Raw genomic sequence first — 24,940 nt, forward strand, 5'->3', positions numbered from 1 at the left:
ATTGCTCTCATCTTTTTTTATTACTTTTGCCGTAATTATATCATTATAATAAGTTTGCATTATGAAGAAATTATTTATATTGTCACTCTGCTTTTTGCCAGTTTTTGGAATGGCACAGGATGTAAAGACAACACAAAGTAATACAAAAATTGAACAGCTGAAGGCTGAAGCCGCTAAAAAAGCTGCCGAAGCCAAGAAAGCCGCAGAGGAAGCACAAAAGGCTGCCGACGATGCTTTGAAAGCTGCCAAAGAATTAGAGCAAGCTACTTCAAATGATAAGAAAGATGTTAATAGTCCTTCTGAATGGACAGTTCCTGTACAAACACCAAAAACAAATGTAATTGTTAAGGAAGAAAATCCTGAAGAGAACGCAAAATATCTTGCTGGAGCTGTACCTGAAGAGAACGGCAATGTTGTATTTTCGCTCAAAGAAGATGTTCCAGGAATGAAAGCTAGCGACATATACGACAGACTTTATTCTGCCATCAGCTCAATTACAACAGACGCCAACCAAACAAACAGTAGAATTGCGCTTGTAAACAAAGAGAAACACATTATTGCCGCAAAGTGCATTGAATGGCTTGTTTTCTCAAACAACTTTCTATCTCTTGACAGAACAGAATTTTCATATACTATCATTGCAGAGTGCGATGATAATAAGGCAAAAGTCACTATAAGCCGCATAAACTATAACTACGAGCAAGGTCGTGTTACAGGCTTCAAAGATTCTGCAGAAAAGCTTATCTCGGATAAAGAAAGCATAAATAGCAAAGGCAAAATGAACAGACTTAACGCCAAGTTTAGAATTAAAACTATTGACAGAATAAACGAAATTTTTAATAATATTAAATTGGTATTAAACCAAAAATAACAAAACGATTATGGAAGAAAATATAAATAATAAGGAAAGAGAATACGCTGTAAAACCAAATCACACTCAGCCAAAACTCAACAATGGGAAAGATTCCATGTTCAAATACCGTAACATCATAAATATTGCGTTTATGGTATTGGCAATTGCAGGAGTAATAATTTACACAAAATCAGATTTTAAGATTACAGGCGCCGTGATACTTATCATTGCGGTAGTATTGAAATTTATCGAAGTGTCACTACGAATGTTCCATAAATGAAAAGAGTATTATTTATAGTCGTCCTTCTTCTCTCGGTCTCTAATATATTCGCCCAATTCAATGATAACGGTTCTTACAACCAAATGGACGAAACTGGAAATATAACCAAACGAGGAGGCAAGAATAAAATAGATTCATTAGGTTCTGACAAAGAAATACCAAAGGGTATTAAGGTTTGGACAATAGACAAAAGGTTTGGTGACAGGACAGATGCTGTACTTGACACCATTCCGCATATGTTTATGAATTCAATCTTCACTACAGGTATGCGAGGTGAATTCAACACTACCGGCAACCTTGGTGCACCACGTATCAACCGTGTGTTTATTGATAGAGTAAATACAGGACAGTTTATCTTCACACAACCGTATGACTTTTTTATTACGCCTGAAGACAAGTTCTATTTCACCAACACATTGTCACCATTTACTAATATTACGTATAACAACGCTGGAGATAGAATAAATGGAGAAGATCATTTCACAGCTAAGTTCGGTGCCAACGCAGGTAAAAAACTTGGTGTAGGTTTCAAGTTCGACTATCTATACGGTCGTGGATATTACCAAAACCAAAGTGCGTCAAATTTTAACTATACGATGTATGGTTCATATATTGACGACAATTACCAAGCACATCTTCTTGTCTCTACAAATCATCAGAAGATGGCAGAGAATGGAGGTATTAAAGACGACAATTACATAAAGCATCCCGAAAGTTTTAGTGATAATTATGCAACCAACGAGATACCAACCGTATTAGAAAAGAACTGGAACAGAAATGATAACCAACATATTCTGTTCACACAACGCTACAACATGGGTTTCAGCAGAAAGGTCAAAATGACCGAAGATGAAATCAAAGCGAAGAAATTTGCAATGGAGTCTAAGAAAGAAAACGCCATAGCGGAAAAAGATAAGAATACTAAACGCAATGATAAGCCTAACGAAAAAGAGCCTAAATCTTTTGCTGGCAGACCTGACAACGCAAAGATTGCCGGTGCAGAACCAGACAAGAAAGATAATGGCGGAAAACGTTTATCAATAAACAAAGAAACAGCAGACAGTATTCTAGCAGCTGAGAAAAATGCTAAAAAAGACACTGCATGGTTAAAAAACGAGTTTGTTCCGGTAACAAGCTTTATTCATACGCTGGAATTCAACAACTATACGCGCATATATCAAGCTTATGAAACTCCAGATAAATTCTATGCTAATACTTATAAGGTAGACGAAAAGCTACCAGGCGACTCTATATACGACAAGACAAGTCATTACAGTCTTAAAAACACATTTGCAATATCTCTTCTTGAAGGATTCAACAAATGGGCAAAATCGGGAATCAAAGTATTTGCAACATCAGACCTACGTCATTTCACACTCCCCGACTCTATTGGCACAAAATCGTACAATGAGCATAACATAAGCATTGGAGGAATGATTAATAAGACGCAAGGAAAGACATTCCATTACAGTGTTATCGGTGAGACTTGGCTTACAGGTGCAGATGCAGGGCAAGTGAAATTTGATGCTACAGCTGACCTAAACTTTAAACTATTTGGAGATACAGTAACTCTTGCTGCAAGCGGCTTTTTATACCGACTAAATCCAACATTCTACTATCGCCATTACCACTCAATGCACTATTGGTGGGATAATAATGACTTGGACAAGGTAATCCATTCACGCATTCAGGGTGTGTTTAGCTATAAGAAGACACGCACATCACTACGTGTAGCAGTAGACGAAATAAAGAATTATACTTATTTCGCATCTTCGTATACAATAGACAAAGATTTCAACAGACTTAGCAACGCCATTACAGTAAAACAAAATAGTGTAGCTATAAATCTCATAACCGCTTCGTTATCACAGGATTTCACACTCGGGCCTCTTAACTGGGAAAATGAAATTACGTATCAAAAATCAAGTAACAAAGAAGCTCTTCCTGTACCAGATTTGAACATATACAGTAACTTGTATCTAAGATTCAAGATTGCACATGTGCTAAAATGTGATTTAGGTGGTGACGTCAGATATTTTACGGAATATTATGCTCCTGAATATATCCCGGGGATTGGACAATATACAGTACAGACAAATACGAGTACAACAAATGGAACTGATAGCAGAGTGAATATAGGAAACTATCCTATAGTTAATGTTTACGCTAATTTTCATCTAAAGCATACACGCTTTTTCATAATGATGAGTCATGTAAATGCTGGAAATGGAACCAAGAACTACTTCCTGAGTCCACACTATCCACTAAACGAGAGAATACTCAGAATTGGAATAAGTTGGAATTTCTTTAACTAGAAACAGGAAATAAGTAATTATGGACAATCAGAATATTATAACAAACAGTTTCAAGGCATGGATACTTGCAGCCAGACCAAAGACTCTTACTGGAGCAGCACTACCAATAATTGTAGCTTTGGCACTGGTATTTAACAAAACAGGGATTGCCGATTTTTATATAATACCAGCCACATTATGCTTTTTATTTGCAATGATCATGCAAATTGACGCAAACTTCATCAATGATTACTTTGACTGTATCAAAGGAAACGATGATTCAGAGACGCGACTTGGCCCCAAAAGAGCATGTTCTGAAGGCTGGATAACACTAAAAGCCATGAAATATGGTATAATTGCGACAACAGCCATCGCATGTGTTATAGGATTGCCACTCATATTTTACGGAGGTGTCGAAATGCTGCTAATAGGCGGTATATGCGTTGTTTGCTGTTTTCTATACACCACCAAACTATCATATCTAGGTCTTGGAGATGTACTGGTTATTGTCTTTTTTGGAATAATACCAGTATGCATAACATATTATGTTGTAGTACCATTTATGCAAAAAGAGATTCCACTTAATGTACTTGCAGCTTCAATTGGATGTGGACTAGTTATTGACACATTATTAATAATAAACAATTATAGAGATCGAGACAACGATAAGCGCGACGGCAAGATAACACTAATAGTTAGGGTTGGTGAGAAAATAGGTGAAAGATTATATTTCTTTATTGGTTTTATGGGAGCAATCGCGATGTGTTTTGCCGCATATATCACAGGAAAGAATCTGATTTTAACAGCACTACCTTTATTATATGTGCCTATGCATTACTTAGCATATCGCAAAATGATAAAAATAAACCATGGAAAGGTATTAAATTCTATCCTAGGAAAGACATCACAGAACATGCTACTCTTCTGTACTCTTTCTGCCCTATCAATATTACTATAATAACCAACAAAATTCTATTCTATAATGCAACAAGTAACACTGGAGATAATGGAATTCATAGAAAGAAACATTCTTCCAAAATATAACAACTTCGGCAAAAGCCATGGACTGCAACATGTAATGAGGGTTATTGATAATTCCATACAATTGGCACATCTAACAGGTGCCGACGTTAATATAGCATACGTCGTTGCAGCATACCATGACTTAGGAATGAGTGGTCCAAGGGCGATACACCATATAACAAGCGGTAAGATTCTGTCTTCAGATAACAGACTTAAAAAATGGTTCAGCGATGACCAACTAAAGATAATGAAAGAAGCTGTAGAAGACCACAGAGCTAGTTCTAGCCATGCACCACGCAGTCTTTATGGAAAAATTGTAGCAGAAGCAGACCGTGACCTAGACCCAGAAACTGTTTTTACAAGAGCGGTAGAATTTGGTCTAGAAAATGAACCATTAAAAAACAAGGAAGAACAATGGACGCGCTTTCAAAAGCACATGAATGAAAAGTATTCATTTAACGGATATATCCACCTATGGATTCCAGGAAGTCCAAACGCCAACAATCTAAAAACTATACAAAATATCATCAGTGACGATGAGTTGCTAAGGACCGAATTTGAAAGGATATACAACAAAGAAATTGTTGAATAAATTTGGACCTTTAGAAAAAATCAATTACCTTTGCATTCCGAATACCAATCATTAATTTGATTTCATTGCCGATATGGCTCAGTTGGTAGAGCAATTCATTCGTAATGAATAGGTCCCGGGTTCGAGTCCCGGTATCGGCTCAGATATTGCGGCATTAGCTCAGTTGGTAGAGCGTCGGCTTCCCAAGCCGAAGGTCACGGGTTCGACCCCCGCATGCCGCTCAAAGAATCTTAACTTTAGGTTAAAATTCTTCAAAATAAGCATTATATTCTTCAAAACAGTAACATACTAAACAATTATTTAGTATATTTGCGACTATATTGTTTAAAATAGTTGCCTATGAAACACATTATTGCCATATTTTTGACATTACTCATTTCGACAAACGCTTTTGCCGGAAGTGACAAAAGTGCCATTAGCATTAATGGAAACAAAGCAGATAAGAGTGTTACAGAAATAAGTTATGAGGATTCCATCATAACACTCCATTGGAGTGACAACACTGTTATGACGAACAAGCTTGCGGCAACAATGGCAAATCTAGTTTCTAATTATGACATTGACAAAGCCTATATAGCATCTATTGGAGGTATTTATGACAATAGCATAATTGTAAGTGGAACAAAAGGTGGATCTAATATTAATATATATAATGTAGAAGGTAAAAAAATCCAGGACATGCCTACAAATAATGATCAAACATATATAGACATAAGCAAACTAAATACTGGTATATATCTACTACAAGACAACAGTACTGTTATTAAATTTATAAAGCGTTAATATATACAACTTTATAAATACCAATTAATATTTTTTTGAAAAAAGTCGCTAAAAGATTTGGCAATTAATAAAAAAGGACGTACCTTTGCACACGCAATTCAGAAATATGATTTCTGGGAGAGTTTAGACATGCGCCCTTAGCTCAGTTGGTAGAGCAACTGACTCTTAATCAGTGGGTCTAGGGTTCGAATCCCTAAGGGCGCACAAACAAAACTCAGAAACAAAAAATTGCATCTTGCGCCCTTAGCTCAGTTGGTAGAGCAACTGACTCTTAATCAGTGGGTCTAGGGTTCGAATCCCTAAGGGCGCACAAATCAGAGAGAGAACTTTTGTTCTCTCTTTTTTATTTACATATACCTACCCTATTTATTCTGAGGTCTCACATATTATCACAAGAAAGTTTAAGTAGCAAACCATACTGATTTTCAATATAATACATTTTTAATGAAACTTTTTTCAAAAAAAATAGCTAAAAGATTTGGTAATATAGGAAAATAGAATTACCTTTGCACCGCATTTAAGAACAATGCTTGTGAATCGGAAACGATATCAATCCTTATTGGAAGGATGGGTGAGTGGCTGAAACCAGCAGTTTGCTAAACTGCCGTGCGAGTAATCGTACCGGGGGTTCGAATCCCCCTCCTTCCGCACGCAAAGTTCAAGAATGCACCATGGTCGATTCATCTAATGGTTAGGATACAAGATTCTCATTCTTGGCATAGGGGTTCGATTCCCCTATCGACTACAACAAGTCCTGCAAATCTTAAGATTTGTGGGCTTTTTTCATTTTTAAAGCTTTAGACAATGGAATCTATTAAGGAAATTTTTCGCATTGGCATAGGTCCTTCTAGTAGTCACACTATGGGACCTCAAAAAGCAGCAACAATCTTTGCAGAACGCCACAAAGATGCATCTTCATTCAACGTTATTCTATACGGTTCGCTTGCTGCAACTGGAAGAGGACACATGACCGACATTGCTATTGAGGATGTATTACGTCCTATTGCACCTGTCCAGATATCATGGAAGCCTAAAACGTTTCTTCCATTTCATCCTAATGGAATGAAATTCGTAGCTTACGACATAGACGGCAAACCTATGGATGACTGGACTGTCTATAGTGTTGGTGGTGGTGCATTGTCTGAAGGGAAAGGAGACGATGACTATTTTCGAACCAAAGATGTATATCCTCTTAACTCTCTTGATGAAATCAAACAATGGTGTGATAACACAGGTTGCAGTTATTGGGAATACGTAGACATCCATGAAGATGATGATATAAATGATTATCTTCTACAGATATGGCAAGTGATGAAAGATTCTGTAGAAAGAGGACTGAATCATGAAGGTGTTCTTCCTGGACCGCTTCATTTACCAAGAAAAGCTTCAACATATAATGTTAAGGCTAGCGGTTACAGACAATCGTTACAAAGCCGTGGATTGGTCTATTCTTATGCTTTAGCTGTAAGTGAAGAAAATGCATCAGGAGGTGTGATTGTCACAGCTCCGACTTGTGGCGCATGCGGTGTAGTACCAGCAGTACTGTATCACATATACAAATCTCACAACTTCAGTGACAATAGAATTGTACGAGCACTCGCAACTGCTGGCCTGTTTGGTAGCATCGTTAAGAAGAACGCATCGATAAGCGGAGCTGAAGTGGGATGCCAAGGTGAAGTTGGAGTTGCCTGTGCTATGGCTTCTGCAGCTGCATGTCAGATTTTTGGCGGCAGTCCGGCTCAGATTGAGTATGCTGCAGAAATGGGACTTGAACATCATTTAGGCATGACATGTGATCCAGTATGCGGACTCGTTCAGATTCCATGTATCGAGAGAAATGCCTTTGCTGCAACACGTGCTCTTGATGCACAATTATATGCGTCTTTTAGTGACGGAAGTCACCGTGTAAGTTTCGACAGAGTTGTAAAAGTTATGAAACAAACAGGACATGACCTACCTTCACTTTACAAAGAGACTGGAGAAGGTGGATTAGCAAAAGGATATAGCGACAAATAAGGTTTTAGACACAATAGATTAATACTCATAAGCTCCGACGTCTGGAATACCAATGCGTTTTTTACCATTGCGATCAGAAGTTGGAGCTGTTATTTTATCGGCTTTATCTATAGCAGCAGATTTAGCGGAAAGATGGAAATCATAATACTGATTGTCTGCATCTATTTTAACAAAATGATTTTTTCCCACACTATCAGCATTAACAGTAGACTCATAAACAACATTACTAAAATAGACACTGTCTGAGGTTGTAACAACTGGGGTCCTTATAATACTATTACTAAATTGATAATTAAAATCCTTACCGTCTGATTTCAAGCCATACAACTGATCGTCCGCATACCCTGTAATAATAGTATTAAATACAGACATTGATTTCAGAGCATGATTTGAAAGAAAGCAGAAAGCGGCACCACGATTAGAATCAAATGGATAAAACTGAGCTATAGTACAAGCATTGATGGTAGCTTTTCCACCATCAATATAAATACAATTATTCAATGTGTTAGTTATCTGGGTGTTCAACAAAGCTATATTACTGTTTACAGACTTCAATCCATATCCCTGACAATTATGTATAGTTGATTCTTCTATATTTAGCTTTACATTATCTACGTCACTACTGTCACAGACGATTCCATTGAAAGCACTATGAATATCACAATACTTTATAGAGTTATCATAGGAAGATTCGTAAAAATGAACGCCTTTCCATTGACCACTCATACGATCGTATGGCAAATAATCAAACATTTTATCAAGACGACTACCACGAATTACAACCTCTTTGTCGCTACTGCCCACTATATTAAGACGTCCATAAACATCAATGCCTGCAGATGAATCAAAATAAAGTACTGAACCAGCTGCAATATTGAGTACAGCACCCTTAGCTATCGTTATTCCACCAGAAACCAATATTGGTCTGGAACTACCATCTATAGTGGTATCATTATTAACATGCAATGAAGATACCTTTGTCGCATCCCATGACCAAGCCTGTAATTTAATATTCTGCTCTACTCCACTTTCAAGTTCAAATATAAGATTGTCAGAAATCTTTTTAGGTGTAATCTCATTATTTGCGGGAGACGTTACTTCTACAAAGACACGCAAACTGTCGCCATGATATAACATGACATCATTTGCACGGTATCCATTCGTAGAATTAAGATACAAACCATTAACATTGACTCTAAATCCAGTTTGGTTACCAGACTCCAATCGAACACTGTTGCATCTTATTCCTGCATTATTCTTATTGTAAACCCAAAAAGATTTTGTAGAAGAAGGTATAGTCGAAAACACGGTATCAAGAGAAATGATATCGCCAGAGAATGTCAGTTTGTCTGCCGTAGATGTAGAAAACTTCTCATCATCATTGCATGACAAAAATAACAAACCAAAAGTCAATAAAATAAATGTTATGATTTTGTTCATCAGTGATATAACGCAAATTAAAGAATTTTATTTTGCATATACCATTGATGAACAAATAAATTATCAAGAATTAATGGCAATAATATGATACCATTAAATAGTTCAATAGCTTTCGTCTACATTAGGGAACGAAGATTCCTTAACTGTACGAATATATTCCTGAACACCATCTGTCATGCATTTGTTAACATCAGCAAAATGACGAAGGAACTTTGGTTTAAACCCTTGTGTCATTCCCAAAGCATCTGCATAAACAAGTACTTGACCATCAGTTCCACTACCAGCACCAATGCCAATAGTTGCGCAACTTACAGCTTTTGTAACCTCATCAGCCAATTTTGCAGGAACCTTCTCTAGGGTAATACCAAAACATCCAACTTCGTCAAGAGCACGAGCATCAGATAAAAGTTTCTCAGCCTCAGCTTCTCCTTTAGCCCTTAATCCATAGCCTCCAAATTTATGAATACTTTGAGGTGTCAATCCTAAATGTCCCATTACAGGTATTCCAGCATCAATAATTCCCTTTATCGTATCAATAATTTCTATACCACCTTCAAGTTTCAATGCATCAACGCCAGATTCCTTCATAATCTTAATGGCATTGCGTACACCATCCTCCCTACTAATCTGATAGCTACCAAAAGGCATATCACAAACAACCAAACAATGCTTACATGCACGAGCAACTGAACGCGCATGATAAATCATTTGATCTACGGTGATTGGAATTGTATCATCATTACCAGCCATTACGTTTGAAGCAGAATCACCTATTAATATTCCATCTATTCCTGCTGCATCTACAATGCTAGCTGTAGTAAAGTCGTAAGAGGTAAGCATAGTGATTTTTTCACCAGCTTGCTTCATATCAACAAATGTCTTAGAAGTAATCTTCTTTTTATCAGTAGATAAGTATCCCATTATATATATTTTATTTTGAGTGCAAAATTACATCAATTGGTGGAGATTGCAAAACAAATGTTAATGAAATTTATCTATCAGCCATTCATAATCAATATTGATATAGTTTTCAACCACTATATCAGAATATTCTTTTATACTTTCGGCCGTATTAGTTGTTGTCAATCCGATTGTGAATTCATGTGCAGCCCTAACAGATTTCAAACCATTAAAACTGTCTTCAAAACCAGCACATTCCTCAGGCTTTACACCAACACATTCTGCACCTTTCAAATAAGGATCAGGATCAGGTTTACTTGCACAAAAATCCTCACTTGTCAGAATACGATCAAACATACTTGTGAATTTGTGGTGTTGCGCATACACATTATTCATTTTTTCAACATTGCTACTTGTCACAACAGCTGTCTTTATTCCATGAGCACGCAAATTGAGGATAAAAGCCTCAACACCATCGATAAATGGGAAGCTCATCGTCTTTTCAAATTCATTAAGTCTCTGTGTAATAATTGGTTGCTGGTCTTTTACATCATCGAAATACTTATCATATATTTGAACAAGTGTCTGTCCTTTTATATCATTCTCCAATCCTGGAATCTCGGGATGATAAAGTTGACACTGACTACGCCAGAAGTTTGTGTATTGTGGCTCAGTGTCGAAAATCACTCCATCTAAATCAAATAGAGCGGCTTTAAGTTCTACGATTTCATTATCCATCATTTTACCTTTTTATTGTAATTGCTATGCAAAGTTACAAATTTTCTTTGTAACTTTGCCCCTATTATAACGAATTTGATTATAGTGCATATAGCAACTTTAATTATGCAATCGTCATATTCATATAATTATTACATTATCATAAATATAGATTAAATATATAACACATGATAGAAATCATAACAAAATACTTTCCTGAGCTTAACGAAAAGCAAAAGCAACAGTTTGAAATGCTCGATACTTTATATCGTGACTGGAATGCGAAGATTAACGTTATATCTCGCAAAGATATAGACAATCTTTACGAGCATCACGTATTACATTCTCTAGCTATCGCAAAGGCTATAAGATTTAAAGACGGTTCCAGAATACTTGATTTCGGAACAGGTGGCGGATTCCCTGGTATACCTTTGGCTATTATGTTCCCTAAATGCAAATTCAGACTTATTGACGGTACAGGAAAGAAAATTATGGTTGCTAATGAGGTAGCAAAGGCATTAGGATTAGACAACGTAGAAGCACTTCATAGACGCGGAGAAGAAGAAAAGGGTGAATATGACTTCATTGTAAGTCGTGCCGTAATGCAATTGCCTTTGTTGATGAAAATCATTCAAAAGAATATCAGCAAGAAACAAAATAATGCACTTCCTAATGGTCTGCTTTGTCTTAAAGGCGGCGACCTCAAAGAAGAACTTAAACCATATCTGAATATTATTGACGTCATGCCGCTTGAAGACATGTTTGACGAGGAGTGGTTTAAGGAAGATAAGAAACTTATTTATTTACCAATGGCTTAAATCTAAATATATGCTGAATATTAAACGCTTTACGTGCAACATGCTGCAGGAAAACTGCTATGTTGTTAACGACGAAACCAAAGAATGTGTTATCATCGACTGTGGCGCATTTTGGGAAGAGGAAAAGAAAGCTATTACTGAGTATATTAGTGATAACGAGCTTGTACCAAAGCATCTTATTGCTACACATGCACATATTGATCACAATTTTGGAAATACATATATTTATGAACAGTTTGGATTAAAACCTGAGGTTCATTCTTCAGATGAGAAACTGATGAATAAACTGAATTCGCAAGCTGAATCTATTGCTGGTATCCATTTAGATTATGAAATGCCTCCTGTAGGAAAGTATCTTACAGCAAAAGATACAATAAAGTTTGGAAATCATACATTCACTATTATAGAAACTCCTGGTCATTCTTCGGGCAGCGTTTTTTTCTATTGCGAAGAAGAACATGTAGCATTCTCAGGTGACACTCTATTCCATAATTCAATAGGGAGAACAGACTTTGAGGGAGGTTCAAAATTTATGATCATACAAAGTCTTAGAATTATTTGCCAACTTCCCGACAATACGCGTATCTTCCCTGGACATGGTGAAGAGACGTCTATCGGACAAGAACTATCAGAGAATCCATATCTTGACAGATAAGTATATGGACAAAAAAACTGATAAAATAATATTAGGCATTGATCCTGGTACTAACGTCATGGGATATGGTGTACTAAAAGTCATAGGAAACAAAGCCAAGATGATCTCTATGGGAGTCATTGATATGAGAAAGATACGTGACCCATATCTAAGGCTAGGAAAGATTTTTGAAAGAGTCACAGGTGTGATAGAAGAATACCTCCCTGACGAACTAGCTATTGAAGCTCCTTTCTTTGGTAAGAACGTACAATCCATGCTTAAACTAGGACGGGCTCAGGGAGTTGCAATCGCAGCCGCAATATGCAGAGACATACCGATACACGAATATGCACCATTAAAAATAAAAATGGCTATCACCGGTATGGGACAAGCATCTAAGGAACAAGTGGCAGGCATGCTTCAACGGCTTCTTAATATTGACGAGAAAGATATGCCTAAGTTTATGGATGCAACAGACGCACTAGGAGCTGCATATTGTCATTTTATGCAAATGGGAAGACCATCAACAGAAGCCAAACATTATTCCAGTTGGAAAGATTTTGCCACAAAAAACAAGGATAAAATTCAATCTTGAAAAACAATATAAAGATTTAAATAGAGACTTATCATGCAAAAGATTATCAAAATACAGGATGGAACAACACGTATGCCAGAATGGCGTATGGCTGAACCTGTTAACTTTGAAACAAATGACGGTGAGCACATTGCTATCGTCGGACCAAACGGTGGGGGAAAATCAATGCTAGTTGACATTATTGTTGGCACACATCCACTGCTTATGCGTGATCCGGAATACGATTTTTCACCAAGTGAAAAACCACTTGTTTCAGACAATATAAAATATATCACTTTCCGTGATAGTTATGGAAGTGACAATGACCACACATATTACCTGCAACAAAGATGGAATCAACAGGAAATTGATGAAAACACTCCAACCGTGGGTGACAAACTAGAAGAGGCTTACAGTTTGGCAGGGGTGGACACACCAAAAAGAAGAGAACTACAAAAGCATATATACAAGATGTTCCACATTGAGCATCTACTTGATAAATATATTATTTTGTTGTCAAGCGGTGAACTAAGAAAGTTTAAACTTGCCTCTACCCTGTTCGCCAATCCAAGAATATTAATAATGGACAACCCCTTCATTGGCCTTGACGCTGGCACAAGAGATCAACTGAAAGAATTATTAAAAGAATTGTCTTTAGAAAATTCCCTACAAATAATATTAGTATTAAGTAAAAGCGATGATATTCCTGATTTCATTACACATATTGTTGAAGTAAAGAATATGAAAGTATATCCAAAAGTAAAACTTGAGGATTATATCAATAATCGTCAGGCTATACCTAGTAGAGTACTAAGTAAAGAATATGAACAGGAAATAATAAACTTACCTTATAAGGGTAATGAATATCATACCAAGGAAGTTGTTAAGATGGATGAGGTTTGCATAAAATATGGCGAGCGAACTATTCTTGACCATTTGGACTGGACTGTAATGAACGGAGAAAGTTGGGCGCTCAGCGGACAAAACGGCGCAGGAAAGTCAACACTATTGAGCTTAATTTGTGCAGACAACCCACAAAGCTACGCATGCGATATAACACTATTTGATAATCCTCGCGGAAGTGGAGAGAGTATATGGGACATCAAAAAGCATATTGGATATGTTTCACCAGAAATGCATCGTGCTTATCAACGTGACATGCCAGCTATAAGAATTGTAGCTAGTGGTATGAAAGATTCCGTCGGTCTGTACATGAAACCATCTGAAGAAGAAATTGAACAATGCAAATTCTGGATGAAAATATTCGGGCTTGATAAAATTGAAGATCGTACTTTCCTTAAACTGTCTAGTGGCGAACAAAGATTAGTACTTCTTGCAAGAGCATTTGTAAAAGATCCTGAGTTATTAATTCTTGACGAGCCACTACACGGACTCGACAACACAAATAGACGAATGGTAAAAGATATCATAGAGACTTTCTGCAAAAGACGCAACAAAACTATGATTATTGTAACCCACTATAAAGAAGAATTACCTAACTGCATTGACCACGAGATACATCTAATAAGACATTCATAGGAAACTTCTTTATACAAAAAATCCTCAAAACAATAAAGTTTTGAGGATTTTAAGCGGTGCGTACGAGACTCGAACTCGTGACCTCCTGCGTGACAGGCAGGCATTCTAACCAACTGAACTAACGCACCAGTTTTACAAATTCATGAAAAGGCTTGTGGCGGTGCGTACGAGACTCGAACTCGTGACCTCCTGCGTGACAGGCAGGCATTCTAACCAACTGAACTAACGCACCATAAAAGAGCCTTATTCTGAATTGCGAGTGCAAAGGTAATGATAATATTTTATTTCTCCAAAACTTTTAATGTGTTTTTTCTAAAAAAAATTGCATCAAAACAGCATCATCGTATTTTTCACCATCAAAAAGCCACCCCTCCAATTGTGTTTTATTACTGAAACCCAAAGAGTTAAATAGATTTATTGAAATTTTATTATCATTTCTTATTATAGCATAGATTTGTGCTAAATGTATTACTTTGTGACAATATGAAATAACCTTAAGTAATGCTGCCTTGGCAAAACCACGATTTCTATACTCACTCATTATAACTATTCCTATTTCCGCCCTACGATGTTGCGGATTGAAATCTACCAAATCTACAATACCTACACACATATTGTCAGAGTCAACGATCATTAACCTCACTTGCTTATCCGTATAGATATCGCCACTTGAATTAGCTATATAGTCATGAAGCATGAAACGGGAATACGGAACATTTGTGATTCCTACATCCCATAACTTATTATCATTCTCTATATGATACAGCAATTCCAAGTCTTCTGGCTCAATTGCCCTCAAAGTAACCTCAGGCAACTTATCTGTTTTATTCATTATACATCACCTCCTCTGCTGTTATTAATACATTATCATAATATGTTCCAATGGATACATGCTTCATAGGACAACCTGCAAATATGCTTAACACATGCGAATAACTATAAACCGTCATGTCATATACAACATATATCATTCTTTCTGGATCAGAATGCAAGTATTTAAGATGACCTTCAGGACAACTATCTTGACTAGCATTTATATATTCTGCATCCAATCCATTATTAAGCGCTATAGTTTTGCATTGTTCTAACATATCCTTTCCACCTATAAACATATATTTGGCTTTAGGATTTTTTTCTTTTTCTCTAAACCCTAGCGATCTAGACATACTGAACAGTCCATTTTTCACAAGAGCTACCATCGCCTTGAAAAATATAGCAGCCTTAACTGGCAAATTTATTAAATACGATGAATTACTATAGTGCTTTCGCATAAATATAAGCATAGACTCATAAAAGACATGAACATACCTAAAAGAAGTTTTTTGAGTGCTTTCTCCTTTATAATGAAGTATGCATAATGGCAGATACCAATTCTGCCATCCATTTCCCAAAAGACGACAGCTCAAATCTATATCTTCACCATACATAAAATAATCTTCGTCAAGTCCCCCTACTTCATTGTATGCCTTACGACGAATCATAAAGAAGGCGCCACTAATGACTTCTATTCTATGTGGCTCATCCCATGACAAGTAACTCATATAATAATGTGCAAGTTTATGATGTTCGGGAAATCTTGCACACAATCCACTCATCTTGTAAAATGCAGTCATCGGAGTAGGCAATCCTCGCCTGCTTTCCATAGCATTGTTACCGTCAGCCTTAAGCATCTTCACGCCTACGCCTCCAGCTTCAACATGCGTTCTCATAAAATTCAACGCATCACCAATAACATCTTCGCCAATAATCGTATCAGGATTAACCATCAATACGTATTCTCCGCTGCTCTGCCGTATGCCAATATTATTAGCACGTGAGAAACCCATATTATGACCACAGTGAACAAATCTCACATTGGGGAATATAGGCTTTAAATATTCTATGCTTCCATCATCAGAATGATTGTCCACAACAAGAACTTCAGACTCGATACCTTCTAAAGCCTTAGTTAAGGAATGAAGACACTGCCCAAGGTAGTACTTCACATTATAGTTTACAATTATTACAGACAGAAGCATTATTGCTCGCCTTTTATCTTTTCGTATTCAAAGTTACATCTTTCTGATGTTGGAAATATAAAGAAACTTGCTAGAAACAAGATTATTCCCATATAACCAAAAGCTACATTCATATACAGATAATATAAAACAGCATTTACTATCATTGGTATTTGCAACATATCTAAACGTATAATAGCCCAAGCTATAAACGAAGAATGAAATTCTGTATTATCTGATAATATATCATTACGCACTTTCTTGAATTTAAATAGACGTAATGATACTGGAATTAAACATATTGATATGATTTCCATTAATGAAGTCATTATGAAATCAGAACTTTTGTTATCGTGCATAATCCCAACATTATTAAACCAGTCGTTTTCGCCACAGACTATTATTGCCAAGGCGAATGCCAACACGATAAAATATTTTATTGTGAGTATTTTTACTGCTTGTTTCATTGTTTAAATGGTGTTCTGTTTAATATAGAGCGTCCCAACGTAACCTCGTCCGTATATTCCAATTCATCGCCAACAGATATACCACGAGCTATCACACTGAGTTTCACATCATATTGCACGAGTTTTCTTGATATGTAAAAGTTTGTCGTATCTCCTTCCATTGTGGAACTCAATGCGAGTATAACTTCCTTAACATCTCCTTTACTAATTCTATCAACCAATGAATCTACCTCTATATCACCTGGTCCAATACCATCCATTGGCGATATTATTCCACCAAGCACATGGTAAAGCCCATTAAACTGTTGTGTTTTCTCAACAGCCATGACATCTTGAATATTCTCAACAACACATATCGTTGATGCATCGCGACGACTATTAGAACATATCGGACATACATCCGTATCACTGATATTATGACAAACTCTACAATACTTCACTTCATGCTTTAATGTCATTATTGAATTACAGAATTCATCAACATCAGAGGCATTGCGTCGTAACATATTCAATACTAGACGCAAAGCTGACTTACGCCCTATACCCGGAAGTTTAGAGAATTCACTTACGGCTTTTTCCAATAACGCCGAGGGATATGTTTCGGACATATAATATTTCTAAATACTATTTTATCTTACAAATATATACCGATTCCAACTTTTAGTCCTATGGTAGAATACTGACTATGGTCCTTAAGACTCTGATCATAGTATATTGCAGGTTCAACTGTAATAGTCTTACTTAAGAAAAAGGCATAACCAACCTCTAATCCTGGCATAAAATCATTATACTTACCCGTATGAACATATTTCGCACCAGCTCCTAGGAATATACCGTTTTGCTCTATATAATAGCGAACGCCTGCACCTACCTCATAATGATTTGGAATAATATCGCTTGAACTTGTTTGATAACCTAACTGTGCCGAAAGCATGATGTCATCAGTAATGAAATATCCTGCTTTAGCCTGCAAACCAAGATTAAGTTCATCAGCACCATTATAACTCAAATTCAAACCTGTAAGCGAAGCTCCGCAATACATCTTGCCTTCTTCAAATTGTGCATTTGCACTAACTGTCATCAGAAGAGCGGCAAAAACCATTAATAGTTTCTTTTTCATAATCTGCATTTAGATATATAAATATTTTGCTATATGTATAGATTCTTAATCTTATATTATCTTTCTATACAATGCAAATGTAGACATTTTTTTACTATCATACAAATTTCTCAACACTATTTCACTAAAAGACAACTAGTTCTATATCAGCTTTAATTTATTTAAATAGATACAACAACCCGTTGGCGGAATTAAATATTAACTAATTTTATTCCGTCAGCAGGTATTACCTTAGTCAACAATAGCTACTGATATCATTACAGAACTTATCCACATTAAATTTAAAATGGACTTTTTTATTACATTTATAATTACTGAAAAACGAAAATATCCCAAAACTTTTAAAAATGAAAAATAACCTCCACTAGTAACACAAACGATTGATTGATAATATATTATCGGTGGAGGTATACTTCCACTATCCTCCACTATCCTCCACGTTTTTGTAAACTATTTAGAAATAGTTTGCTATAATCAAATACAAACCTGAATTTTTAAAAATAATATAAATTCAAATATGCTTACATTATATCACATCGCAAAACAATATTAGCCAAAATTCATTGGTGCAAAGGTAAAGTTATAGCATCAAGTTTGCGTTTCCACGATCAAACGTTTCCATTTCTACGATCAAACGTTTGCGTTGTATCGTTATAAAGTTTCTGATCCTACGATCAAACGTTCCCATTTCTACGATCAAACGTATTCTATTTTGTCGTGCTAACGGTTTTACTTTATCAATAGTTTAAATACAAATTAAAATCAAATTATGGGCTCTTCGACAAATGGGATGAATCTACTTGAAATACACAAATTTTACTATCTAAAGCAAACTTCTTAAGCTCCATCTTCATCATAAAACAAAGACACAAATTGAAAAAAACAAAGGGGAAAATGTAAAACATATTTTATTAAAATTTATTTTAAAGCAATACAAATATATTTACCAACATCCAAATATTTCTTAATAGTTTACAAAAACGTGGAGGATAGTGGAGGATAGTGGAAGTATACCTCCACCGATAATATATTATCAATCAATCGTTTGTGTTACTAGTGGAGGTTATTTTTCATTTTTAAAAGTTTTGGGATATTTTTATTTTTCATAATTAAGCATGTAAAAGAATACTCATAGAAAAAAATATTCATAAGTAAGTTATAAACCTTACCAGATTGGTTGTCATTCATTCTTACATGATATGTCTACAGAAAAAAAATCAAAATATTCAAACTCTTAAACCTGTTCTATGAAATACTGCAAACCTAAATAGACATACTTAGAAAAACATTCAACTAAAAGCAGTACAATATTAACGATCAAGCGTTTCCAGTTCTACTATAAAACATTTGCACCATGTCGCTACAAAAAATTTCGTAACCAAAAGTTTGTAACACTCATCACGTCATTTAGTTAAAGTACAATAACTATTTTGGTGAATCATATTTTTTTATTTAACTTTGCCGGTTAAAAAAGGAAAACTTGTATATGGCAGAAGATAAACTCAGGCTAATGCAGCAATTAGTTGCTCAACTAAACAAAGCTGCAGATGCGTACTACAACGGACAAGGCGAACTCATGACTGATTATGAGTGGGATGCCATGTTCGATAAAGTTAAGCAATTAGAAGCTGAGACTGGTCAACGTTTTCCTGATTCTCCAACCAATCGCGTTTCTGAAGACAACATCAATGGCAATAAAGAAGAACATGAATTTGCCGCTCTTTCGCTTGCTAAGACAAAAGATCCTCAAGAACTTGCGAAATGGGCTGAAAGCAAACCAATATGGTTAAGTTGGAAACTTGACGGATTAACATTAGTAGTTACTTTTGACAATGGCAAATTGACAAAAGTTGTTACTCGAGGAAATGGACATATTGGAACTAACATAACTAATTTAGCATCAGCTATAGATGGCATTCCTCAAAATATAAATTCAGAGGGACATGTTGTTGTACGTGGAGAATGCGTAATTAGCTATAAAGATTTTGAACAATTCAATATCGAAAGCGAAGAAGAATATGCTAATCCAAGAAATCTAGCCTCAGGCTCTCTTACTCTGAAAGACCTGAACGAAGTGAAACGTCGCCATTTGAGATGGATACCATTCACATTAGTATATACTGATGAGGAAATACTATCATGGGGTGCTAGAATAGATTGGCTAGAAAAAAATGGTATGAAAGCTGTTGAAAGACAGTTAATAGAAAATCCTGATTTAGAAAATATCACTAAGGCGATTGACAGCTGGACAGTAAGGGTTACAGGAACTTCAAAAGATGATACTAATGAAGATAACTCCAACCCCTACCCTGTTGACGGACTTGTTATTACATACGATGATACAGAATATGCACAAACTGGTAGCGTCACAGGACACCATGCTACACGTGCAGGATACGCTTTCAAATGGAAAGATGAAAGCGCAGAAACAGAATTAGATCATATAGAATGGAGCTGTGCAGCAAGAACGATTTCACCTGTTGCTGTTTTCCATCCAGTAACATTGGAAGGTACAACCGTAAAGCGTGCATCATTGTGCAATATCAGTGAATGTGAACGGCTGAACATTGGTGATAAAGGCACTCGTATCAGCGTAATCAAAGCAAATAAGATCATACCAAAAGTCATTAAAGTTGACAACAAAGTTGGATCATTACAGATTCCAGATGAATGTCCTGTATGTGGTTCACCCACAGAGATTACAATAAGTCTGGCTAGTCAGACAAAGACATTGCATTGCACAAACCACAAATGTCCTGCAAAACAACTAAGAAAGTTTGCAAGATTTGTAAGCAAGGATGGAGTTAACATAGACGGTATTTCGGAACAGACTGTAGCAAAGTTCATTAATCTAGGATGGGTGAAGGAATATGCAGATTTGTTTAAGTTGAAAGATTATGCCTCAAAATTGTCTTTCATGGAAGGATTTGGAGAAAAGAGCGTACAAAACTTGCTAAAATCTATAGAGGCAGCACGTAACGTTGAGGCTCATCATCTGTTATATGCTCTCAGCATTCCATTGTGTGGACAAGATGTATGTAATCGCCTACTCAAAGTTTATCCGTTGCAACAGTTAATAGAAATAGCAAGTGGAAATAGTCAGGAAGTTGTTGCTGGAGGAGATTCTCCTTTTGCTGTCATCGCAGGAATAGGACCTGAAAAGAGCATGCGAATCGTAGAATGGTTTCACGATGAGGAAAATCAAACTATTGTAGCCAACCTTCTTAAACAGATAAATGTCACACAGGAAGAAAAAGACGCCGAAGGTGACTTATGCAATGGACTTACATTTGTAATAACGGGTGATGTATACGAATACAAAAATCGCAACCAATTAAAAGCATATATTGAAAGTCAAGGAGGAAAGGTAACAGGGAGCGTAAGTAAATCAACAAATTATCTGATAAACAACGATTTACTATCTGCTAGCTCAAAAAATCAAAAGGCTAATCAACTTGGCATTAAAATAATTTCGGAAAAAGACTTCATTGATAAGTTCACACAAGTAAAGTAAATAAAATAAATAAGCCCCATACGACTCATGGTAAATTTTAAGAGAATCATTTTAATTACTATATATATAATATGTATAGCAATACCGGCAACTGCTCAAGATGTCGGTCGCAATACTTATTCTCCCAAAATAGCACTCAAGACGAATATGCTATTTGATGCAGCTATAACTCCAAACTTAGAAATAGAAACCACTCTAGGCAAGCAAAAAAGAATGAGTGTAATGGCTGAGATTTGGTTTCCTTGGTATAAGACAAAAAGTAACACCAAAGCTTACGAAGTTAATATGGCTGGTATTGAAACTCGATACTGGATGAGTAAGCAAGATATCAGTCATCCATTATTGGGACATTTTATTGGTTTATATGCTGCAGTTGGTAAATACGACTTAGAATGGGATGCGAAAGGTAATCAGGGAGAATTTTATAGTACAGGCATAACCTACGGATGGACTCACAAATTAGGCAGGAAGCTTAATATTGAGCTTTCTCTATCTTCAGGTATTGCTGTTGGTCCTTACAAACATTATGAGGCAAAGTATGAATATCAGCATCTTATTTATCAATATAGCAAACACTGGACATACGTTGGTCCTACTAAAGCAAAAATTAGTTTAGTATGGTTATTAGGAAAAAGCAGGAAAGGAGATACTAAATGAAAAAATTGTTTTTTATATTAATCGCATCATTGGTGCTTGTATGCGCTTGTGACCGTAGACCATTGGAATATGTTTCTGATGAAAATGCTTCTATTGCGATAAATTATGACTGGGAGACTGCTGTTGGAGAAACTCCATCAGGAGTAACATTAATGGCTTATGGAAGTGATGGCTCTACACAACAGAATATATCAAATAACACTACCCACATGCCATTAAACCTAGGTGTAGGAATATGGAAAATGTTATCTTTTAATCTTAGCACTACAGAATTCAATTCATTCACATTCAACAAAATGAACAACTATGATTCTGCACAAGTAAAATTGAATGATATAGAATCAGGTTCTTACACAAACGGAACTTGGGATGCCGGAGTTACATATAAGCAGGAGCCAGAAAATCTTGCTGTTATTGCAGATACAATAAGAATAACTGAAGATATGATATCTGGCTCAAAAAACTTTAATACAACAGGAAGTGATTCTACAACAAAGAAATATGTTATAAAAGAAACACCAAAACCCGTAAACACAAAATTAACTGTAAGAATTAGGGTTAACAATATTAATAGCATTAAAAGTTCAATAGGCTCTATAAATGGTATGGCTGGAGGATACATTCTTACGAGTTATCGAGCATCTACAGACAAAGCAACATTCTTATTACAGGATATTAAAGCTACCGTCGACTCAACGGGAGCCACAAGCGGTTGGTTAACTATAACCTTGTCAACTTTTGGCTTACCATACGGTAAAGAGAATATTAATTCAAGAATTGATGTCGACAATGTACTTACTTTATATTTCACACTCAGCGACAACAAGACAGAAAAGCTATTTACCTACAATGTAGGCAAAATTATAAATTATGCGCGAGAAGTGACAAGAGCATTGGTACCTACATCTGAAGTAACACAAAACTTATTACTTATCATTAACAACGGTCCAGAATTGCCTAAGATAGATAATAGTAGCACTGGAGGTAGTGGATTCGAAGCAGAAGTGGATAATTGGGGAGAAGGTGGTAATATTGATATTGGTATTTAATAAGGTACTGACACACAGCTTTTAACATAAAATGCTTAAACACCGCATTAATCGTGTTAAACAAAGCTAAATGTTAAGAAGAAATTTGGTAAGTATATTATTATCACATAATTTTGCATCGATTTTTAAGAACCATGATAATTTTATTAACATCATGTTTCAAAACAAGTAAATATTAAGGTTAGTTTAAGCTCAAACAAAAGGGCAAAAAAGTTCAAGTAAATTAAAAAACACTTATGAAAAAGATTCTATTATTTACTGTTGCTGCTGCAACGGTAATGGCATTAACTGGTTGTTCGCAGAGTTCAGACTTGGCTGACACAGAAGTTACTACACAAACGCCAGTTTCATTTGATACCTATTTGGCAAAAACTCGTGCCGGAGTGTTAGGTTCAGAAACTACAGGAACACTTATGACAAATGGATTTGGAGTGTTTGCTTATTATACAACTCAAGACTATCAGGCTGGTTCGACCATTCCAAACTTTATGTACAACACTAAAGTTACTGGAAGCACAACAGGAACTACAACTACTTGGAATTACACTCCTTTACGCTATTGGCCAAATAATGATGGCAAAATCAGTTTCTTTGCTTATGCACCTTACGTTGATGTAGACAATACAACTGGCTTACCTACTGATAAAACCTATGGCATTACTGGTCTTCCTCGAAATGACAATGGAAACACTCCAATGATTAGTTATAGTTTAGGTTCTGATATAACAAATTCTGTAGACCTACTTCGAGGTGTAAAGAAAAGCAACAATGCAGAAATGAATGTTAATCTAACACGCACAAGCGATATTGTCGGATTCACATTTAAGCACGCTTTAGCTAAATTTAATATTAAAGCTAAAACTGTTTCAGCAATTGATGCTTCAACAAAAGTCACTATTGAAAGTGTTAAAATTACAGATTCAAACAACCTTAGCCAATCAGGAACATTAAATCTAGTTGATGGCAGCTGGTCATCTCCTAATGGAAAGACTCTCCTTACAATAGACAATACTAATATAAATACAAATTTCGCAGAAAGTCTTGTTCGTGAAATCAAAAATCCAACAGACTTAGCGACTTTCAAGAATATAGCAGGTTTAACTACTACCGCACAATCAGTAATGATTGGTGATAAATCATGCTATTTAATTCCTACATCAAAACCAACAATAACCATTGAGGTTAAATATTGGGTTAGAACTCTTGATGATCACCTACAATATGGAGTAACATCTGAAGGATCAAGCAATACAATTACAAAGACTATCACATTCACAAATGATTTTCAATCGAACAAGCAATATAGTTTAACTCTAAACATTGGACTTAAAGCTATAACATTCGATGCAGAAGTTTCAAATTGGGATGCAGAGGTTGCTACAAATCCAGATGCAATAGATATTTCTGTTAAATAATCAATAGAACAAACTATTATATCATAAAAAGGGACAAAGCCAATAGGCTTTGTCCCTTTTCCTTTTATACCATTGTTAACAAATGCTTAACTTTATAAACGTTAAGGCACACATTGTTAAACTAAATTAACTAAACTTCGGTATATTTTTAATTTAAATAAAAAAGGACTATATTTGCTATATATAAAAATAAAAGAAAGTAGATTTAGCATTAAACATTAAAAAGTCAAAGAAGCATTAAAAGTTAAGATTTAAATA

Annotated in this window: 23 protein-coding genes and 8 tRNA genes; 21 read left to right on the forward strand and 10 right to left on the reverse strand. The window is 35.7% G+C overall.

What is annotated here, in order from left to right:
* Positions 1-61: 61 nt before the first annotated feature.
* From HEQ28_RS05100 to HEQ28_RS05160, 13 genes are all read left to right on the forward strand, one after another.
* Positions 62-871, forward strand: a complete 810-nt coding sequence (locus HEQ28_RS05100) for a DUF4468 domain-containing protein (RefSeq protein WP_434504091.1) — start codon at positions 62-64, stop codon at positions 869-871.
* A gap of 10 nt (positions 872-881) precedes the next feature.
* Complete coding sequence (locus HEQ28_RS05105; protein WP_434504092.1) at positions 882-1,133, forward strand: mechanosensitive ion channel protein MscS; 252 nt, start codon at positions 882-884, stop codon at positions 1,131-1,133.
* Positions 1,130-3,448: a putative porin gene (locus tag HEQ28_RS05110; protein WP_434504093.1), complete on the forward strand. Its 2,319-nt coding sequence runs from the start codon at positions 1,130-1,132 to the stop codon at positions 3,446-3,448. The genes HEQ28_RS05105 and HEQ28_RS05110 overlap by 4 nt, the downstream gene beginning before the upstream one ends.
* Positions 3,449-3,467: 19 nt before the next feature.
* Entirely contained in the window at positions 3,468-4,385 is a 918-nt protein-coding gene (gene menA, locus HEQ28_RS05115) for a 1,4-dihydroxy-2-naphthoate octaprenyltransferase (protein ID WP_434504094.1), read from the forward strand.
* Between the two features lie 24 nt (positions 4,386-4,409).
* Positions 4,410-5,042: an HD domain-containing protein gene (locus tag HEQ28_RS05120; protein WP_434504095.1), complete on the forward strand. Its 633-nt coding sequence runs from the start codon at positions 4,410-4,412 to the stop codon at positions 5,040-5,042.
* A gap of 67 nt (positions 5,043-5,109) precedes the next feature.
* Positions 5,110-5,182 (forward strand) — tRNA-Thr (locus tag HEQ28_RS05125).
* A gap of 8 nt (positions 5,183-5,190) precedes the next feature.
* Positions 5,191-5,263: transfer RNA gene (locus HEQ28_RS05130), tRNA-Gly, on the forward strand.
* A gap of 118 nt (positions 5,264-5,381) precedes the next feature.
* Positions 5,382-5,825 carry a T9SS type A sorting domain-containing protein gene (locus HEQ28_RS05135; protein WP_434504096.1) on the forward strand — a complete coding sequence of 148 codons (444 nt, stop codon included), beginning with the start codon at positions 5,382-5,384 and terminating at the stop codon, positions 5,823-5,825.
* A 131-nt stretch (positions 5,826-5,956) separates the two neighbouring features.
* Positions 5,957-6,029, forward strand: a tRNA-Lys gene (locus HEQ28_RS05140).
* 33 nt (positions 6,030-6,062) lie between these two features.
* A tRNA-Lys gene (locus HEQ28_RS05145) sits at positions 6,063-6,135 on the forward strand.
* 251 nt (positions 6,136-6,386) lie between these two features.
* Positions 6,387-6,473 (forward strand) — tRNA-Ser (locus tag HEQ28_RS05150).
* Positions 6,474-6,498: 25 nt separating this feature from the next.
* A tRNA-Glu gene (locus tag HEQ28_RS05155) sits at positions 6,499-6,570 on the forward strand.
* A 59-nt stretch (positions 6,571-6,629) separates the two neighbouring features.
* On the forward strand, positions 6,630-7,841 hold the full coding sequence (locus tag HEQ28_RS05160) for an L-serine ammonia-lyase (protein ID WP_434504097.1): 1,212 nt from the start codon (positions 6,630-6,632) through the stop codon (positions 7,839-7,841).
* A gap of 18 nt (positions 7,842-7,859) precedes the next feature.
* On the opposite strand, the gene HEQ28_RS05165 is transcribed toward HEQ28_RS05160, so the two are convergent.
* From HEQ28_RS05165 to HEQ28_RS05175, 3 genes are all read right to left on the reverse strand, one after another.
* Positions 7,860-9,281 carry a choice-of-anchor Q domain-containing protein gene (locus HEQ28_RS05165; RefSeq protein WP_434504098.1) on the reverse strand — a complete coding sequence of 474 codons (1,422 nt, stop codon included), beginning with the start codon at positions 9,279-9,281 and terminating at the stop codon, positions 7,860-7,862.
* 102 nt (positions 9,282-9,383) lie between these two features.
* Entirely contained in the window at positions 9,384-10,202 is an 819-nt protein-coding gene (gene panB, locus HEQ28_RS05170; RefSeq protein ID WP_434504099.1) for a 3-methyl-2-oxobutanoate hydroxymethyltransferase, read from the reverse strand.
* Between the two features lie 60 nt (positions 10,203-10,262).
* Positions 10,263-10,922 (reverse strand): HAD family hydrolase, encoded by a 660-nt coding sequence (locus HEQ28_RS05175; RefSeq protein ID WP_434504100.1) that lies wholly within the window; start codon positions 10,920-10,922, stop codon positions 10,263-10,265.
* Positions 10,923-11,086: 164 nt separating this feature from the next.
* Between HEQ28_RS05175 and rsmG the strand changes: the two genes are divergently transcribed.
* Genes rsmG through HEQ28_RS05195 form a run of 4 tightly spaced genes read left to right on the forward strand, consistent with a single transcriptional unit; the run spans position 11,087 to position 14,463 of the window.
* Positions 11,087-11,716, forward strand: a complete 630-nt coding sequence (gene rsmG, locus HEQ28_RS05180; RefSeq protein WP_434504101.1) for a 16S rRNA (guanine(527)-N(7))-methyltransferase RsmG — start codon at positions 11,087-11,089, stop codon at positions 11,714-11,716.
* Between the two features lie 10 nt (positions 11,717-11,726).
* Positions 11,727-12,371, forward strand: a complete 645-nt coding sequence (locus tag HEQ28_RS05185) for an MBL fold metallo-hydrolase (RefSeq protein WP_434504102.1) — start codon at positions 11,727-11,729, stop codon at positions 12,369-12,371.
* A 4-nt stretch (positions 12,372-12,375) separates the two neighbouring features.
* Positions 12,376-12,945, forward strand: coding sequence for a crossover junction endodeoxyribonuclease RuvC (ruvC, locus tag HEQ28_RS05190; RefSeq protein WP_434504103.1), 570 nt, complete (start codon positions 12,376-12,378; stop codon positions 12,943-12,945).
* Positions 12,946-12,978: 33 nt separating this feature from the next.
* Positions 12,979-14,463: an ATP-binding cassette domain-containing protein gene (locus HEQ28_RS05195; RefSeq protein ID WP_434504104.1), complete on the forward strand. Its 1,485-nt coding sequence runs from the start codon at positions 12,979-12,981 to the stop codon at positions 14,461-14,463.
* 54 nt (positions 14,464-14,517) lie between these two features.
* Here the strand turns inward: HEQ28_RS05195 and HEQ28_RS05200 are convergent.
* The 7 genes from HEQ28_RS05200 to HEQ28_RS05230 all read right to left on the reverse strand — a co-directional run bounded on the left by HEQ28_RS05200 (position 14,518) and on the right by HEQ28_RS05230 (position 18,047).
* A tRNA-Asp gene (locus HEQ28_RS05200) sits at positions 14,518-14,591 on the reverse strand.
* Positions 14,592-14,618: 27 nt separating this feature from the next.
* Positions 14,619-14,695, reverse strand: a tRNA-Asp gene (locus HEQ28_RS05205).
* A gap of 66 nt (positions 14,696-14,761) precedes the next feature.
* Positions 14,762-15,295, reverse strand: a complete 534-nt coding sequence (locus HEQ28_RS05210) for a GNAT family N-acetyltransferase (protein ID WP_434504105.1) — start codon at positions 15,293-15,295, stop codon at positions 14,762-14,764.
* Complete coding sequence (locus HEQ28_RS05215) at positions 15,288-16,481, reverse strand: glycosyltransferase family 2 protein (RefSeq protein WP_434504106.1); 1,194 nt, start codon at positions 16,479-16,481, stop codon at positions 15,288-15,290. Before HEQ28_RS05215 ends, HEQ28_RS05210 begins: the two co-directional genes overlap by 8 nt.
* Positions 16,481-16,927, reverse strand: a complete 447-nt coding sequence (locus HEQ28_RS05220) for a hypothetical protein (protein ID WP_434504107.1) — start codon at positions 16,925-16,927, stop codon at positions 16,481-16,483. The genes HEQ28_RS05215 and HEQ28_RS05220 overlap by 1 nt, the downstream gene beginning before the upstream one ends.
* Entirely contained in the window at positions 16,924-17,535 is a 612-nt protein-coding gene (recR, locus tag HEQ28_RS05225) for a recombination mediator RecR (RefSeq protein WP_434504108.1), read from the reverse strand. The genes HEQ28_RS05220 and recR overlap by 4 nt, the downstream gene beginning before the upstream one ends.
* 26 nt (positions 17,536-17,561) lie before the next feature.
* Positions 17,562-18,047: a hypothetical protein gene (locus HEQ28_RS05230; protein WP_434504109.1), complete on the reverse strand. Its 486-nt coding sequence runs from the start codon at positions 18,045-18,047 to the stop codon at positions 17,562-17,564.
* A 1,486-nt stretch (positions 18,048-19,533) separates the two neighbouring features.
* Between HEQ28_RS05230 and ligA the strand changes: the two genes are divergently transcribed.
* The 4 genes from ligA to HEQ28_RS05250 all read left to right on the forward strand — a co-directional run bounded on the left by ligA (position 19,534) and on the right by HEQ28_RS05250 (position 24,682).
* Positions 19,534-21,561 carry an NAD-dependent DNA ligase LigA gene (gene ligA, locus HEQ28_RS05235; RefSeq protein WP_434504110.1) on the forward strand — a complete coding sequence of 676 codons (2,028 nt, stop codon included), beginning with the start codon at positions 19,534-19,536 and terminating at the stop codon, positions 21,559-21,561.
* A 27-nt stretch (positions 21,562-21,588) separates the two neighbouring features.
* Positions 21,589-22,218 carry a DUF3575 domain-containing protein gene (locus tag HEQ28_RS05240; RefSeq protein ID WP_434504111.1) on the forward strand — a complete coding sequence of 210 codons (630 nt, stop codon included), beginning with the start codon at positions 21,589-21,591 and terminating at the stop codon, positions 22,216-22,218.
* Positions 22,215-23,267 carry a DUF5119 domain-containing protein gene (locus tag HEQ28_RS05245; protein ID WP_434504112.1) on the forward strand — a complete coding sequence of 351 codons (1,053 nt, stop codon included), beginning with the start codon at positions 22,215-22,217 and terminating at the stop codon, positions 23,265-23,267. Before HEQ28_RS05240 ends, HEQ28_RS05245 begins: the two co-directional genes overlap by 4 nt.
* A gap of 236 nt (positions 23,268-23,503) precedes the next feature.
* Positions 23,504-24,682: a fimbrillin family protein gene (locus tag HEQ28_RS05250; protein WP_434504113.1), complete on the forward strand. Its 1,179-nt coding sequence runs from the start codon at positions 23,504-23,506 to the stop codon at positions 24,680-24,682.
* Positions 24,683-24,940 lie beyond the last annotated feature (258 nt).

Source organism: Prevotella sp. (genome assembly GCF_051059605.1).
In the GTDB taxonomy this organism is placed as follows: Bacteria; Bacteroidota; Bacteroidia; order Bacteroidales; family Bacteroidaceae; genus Prevotella.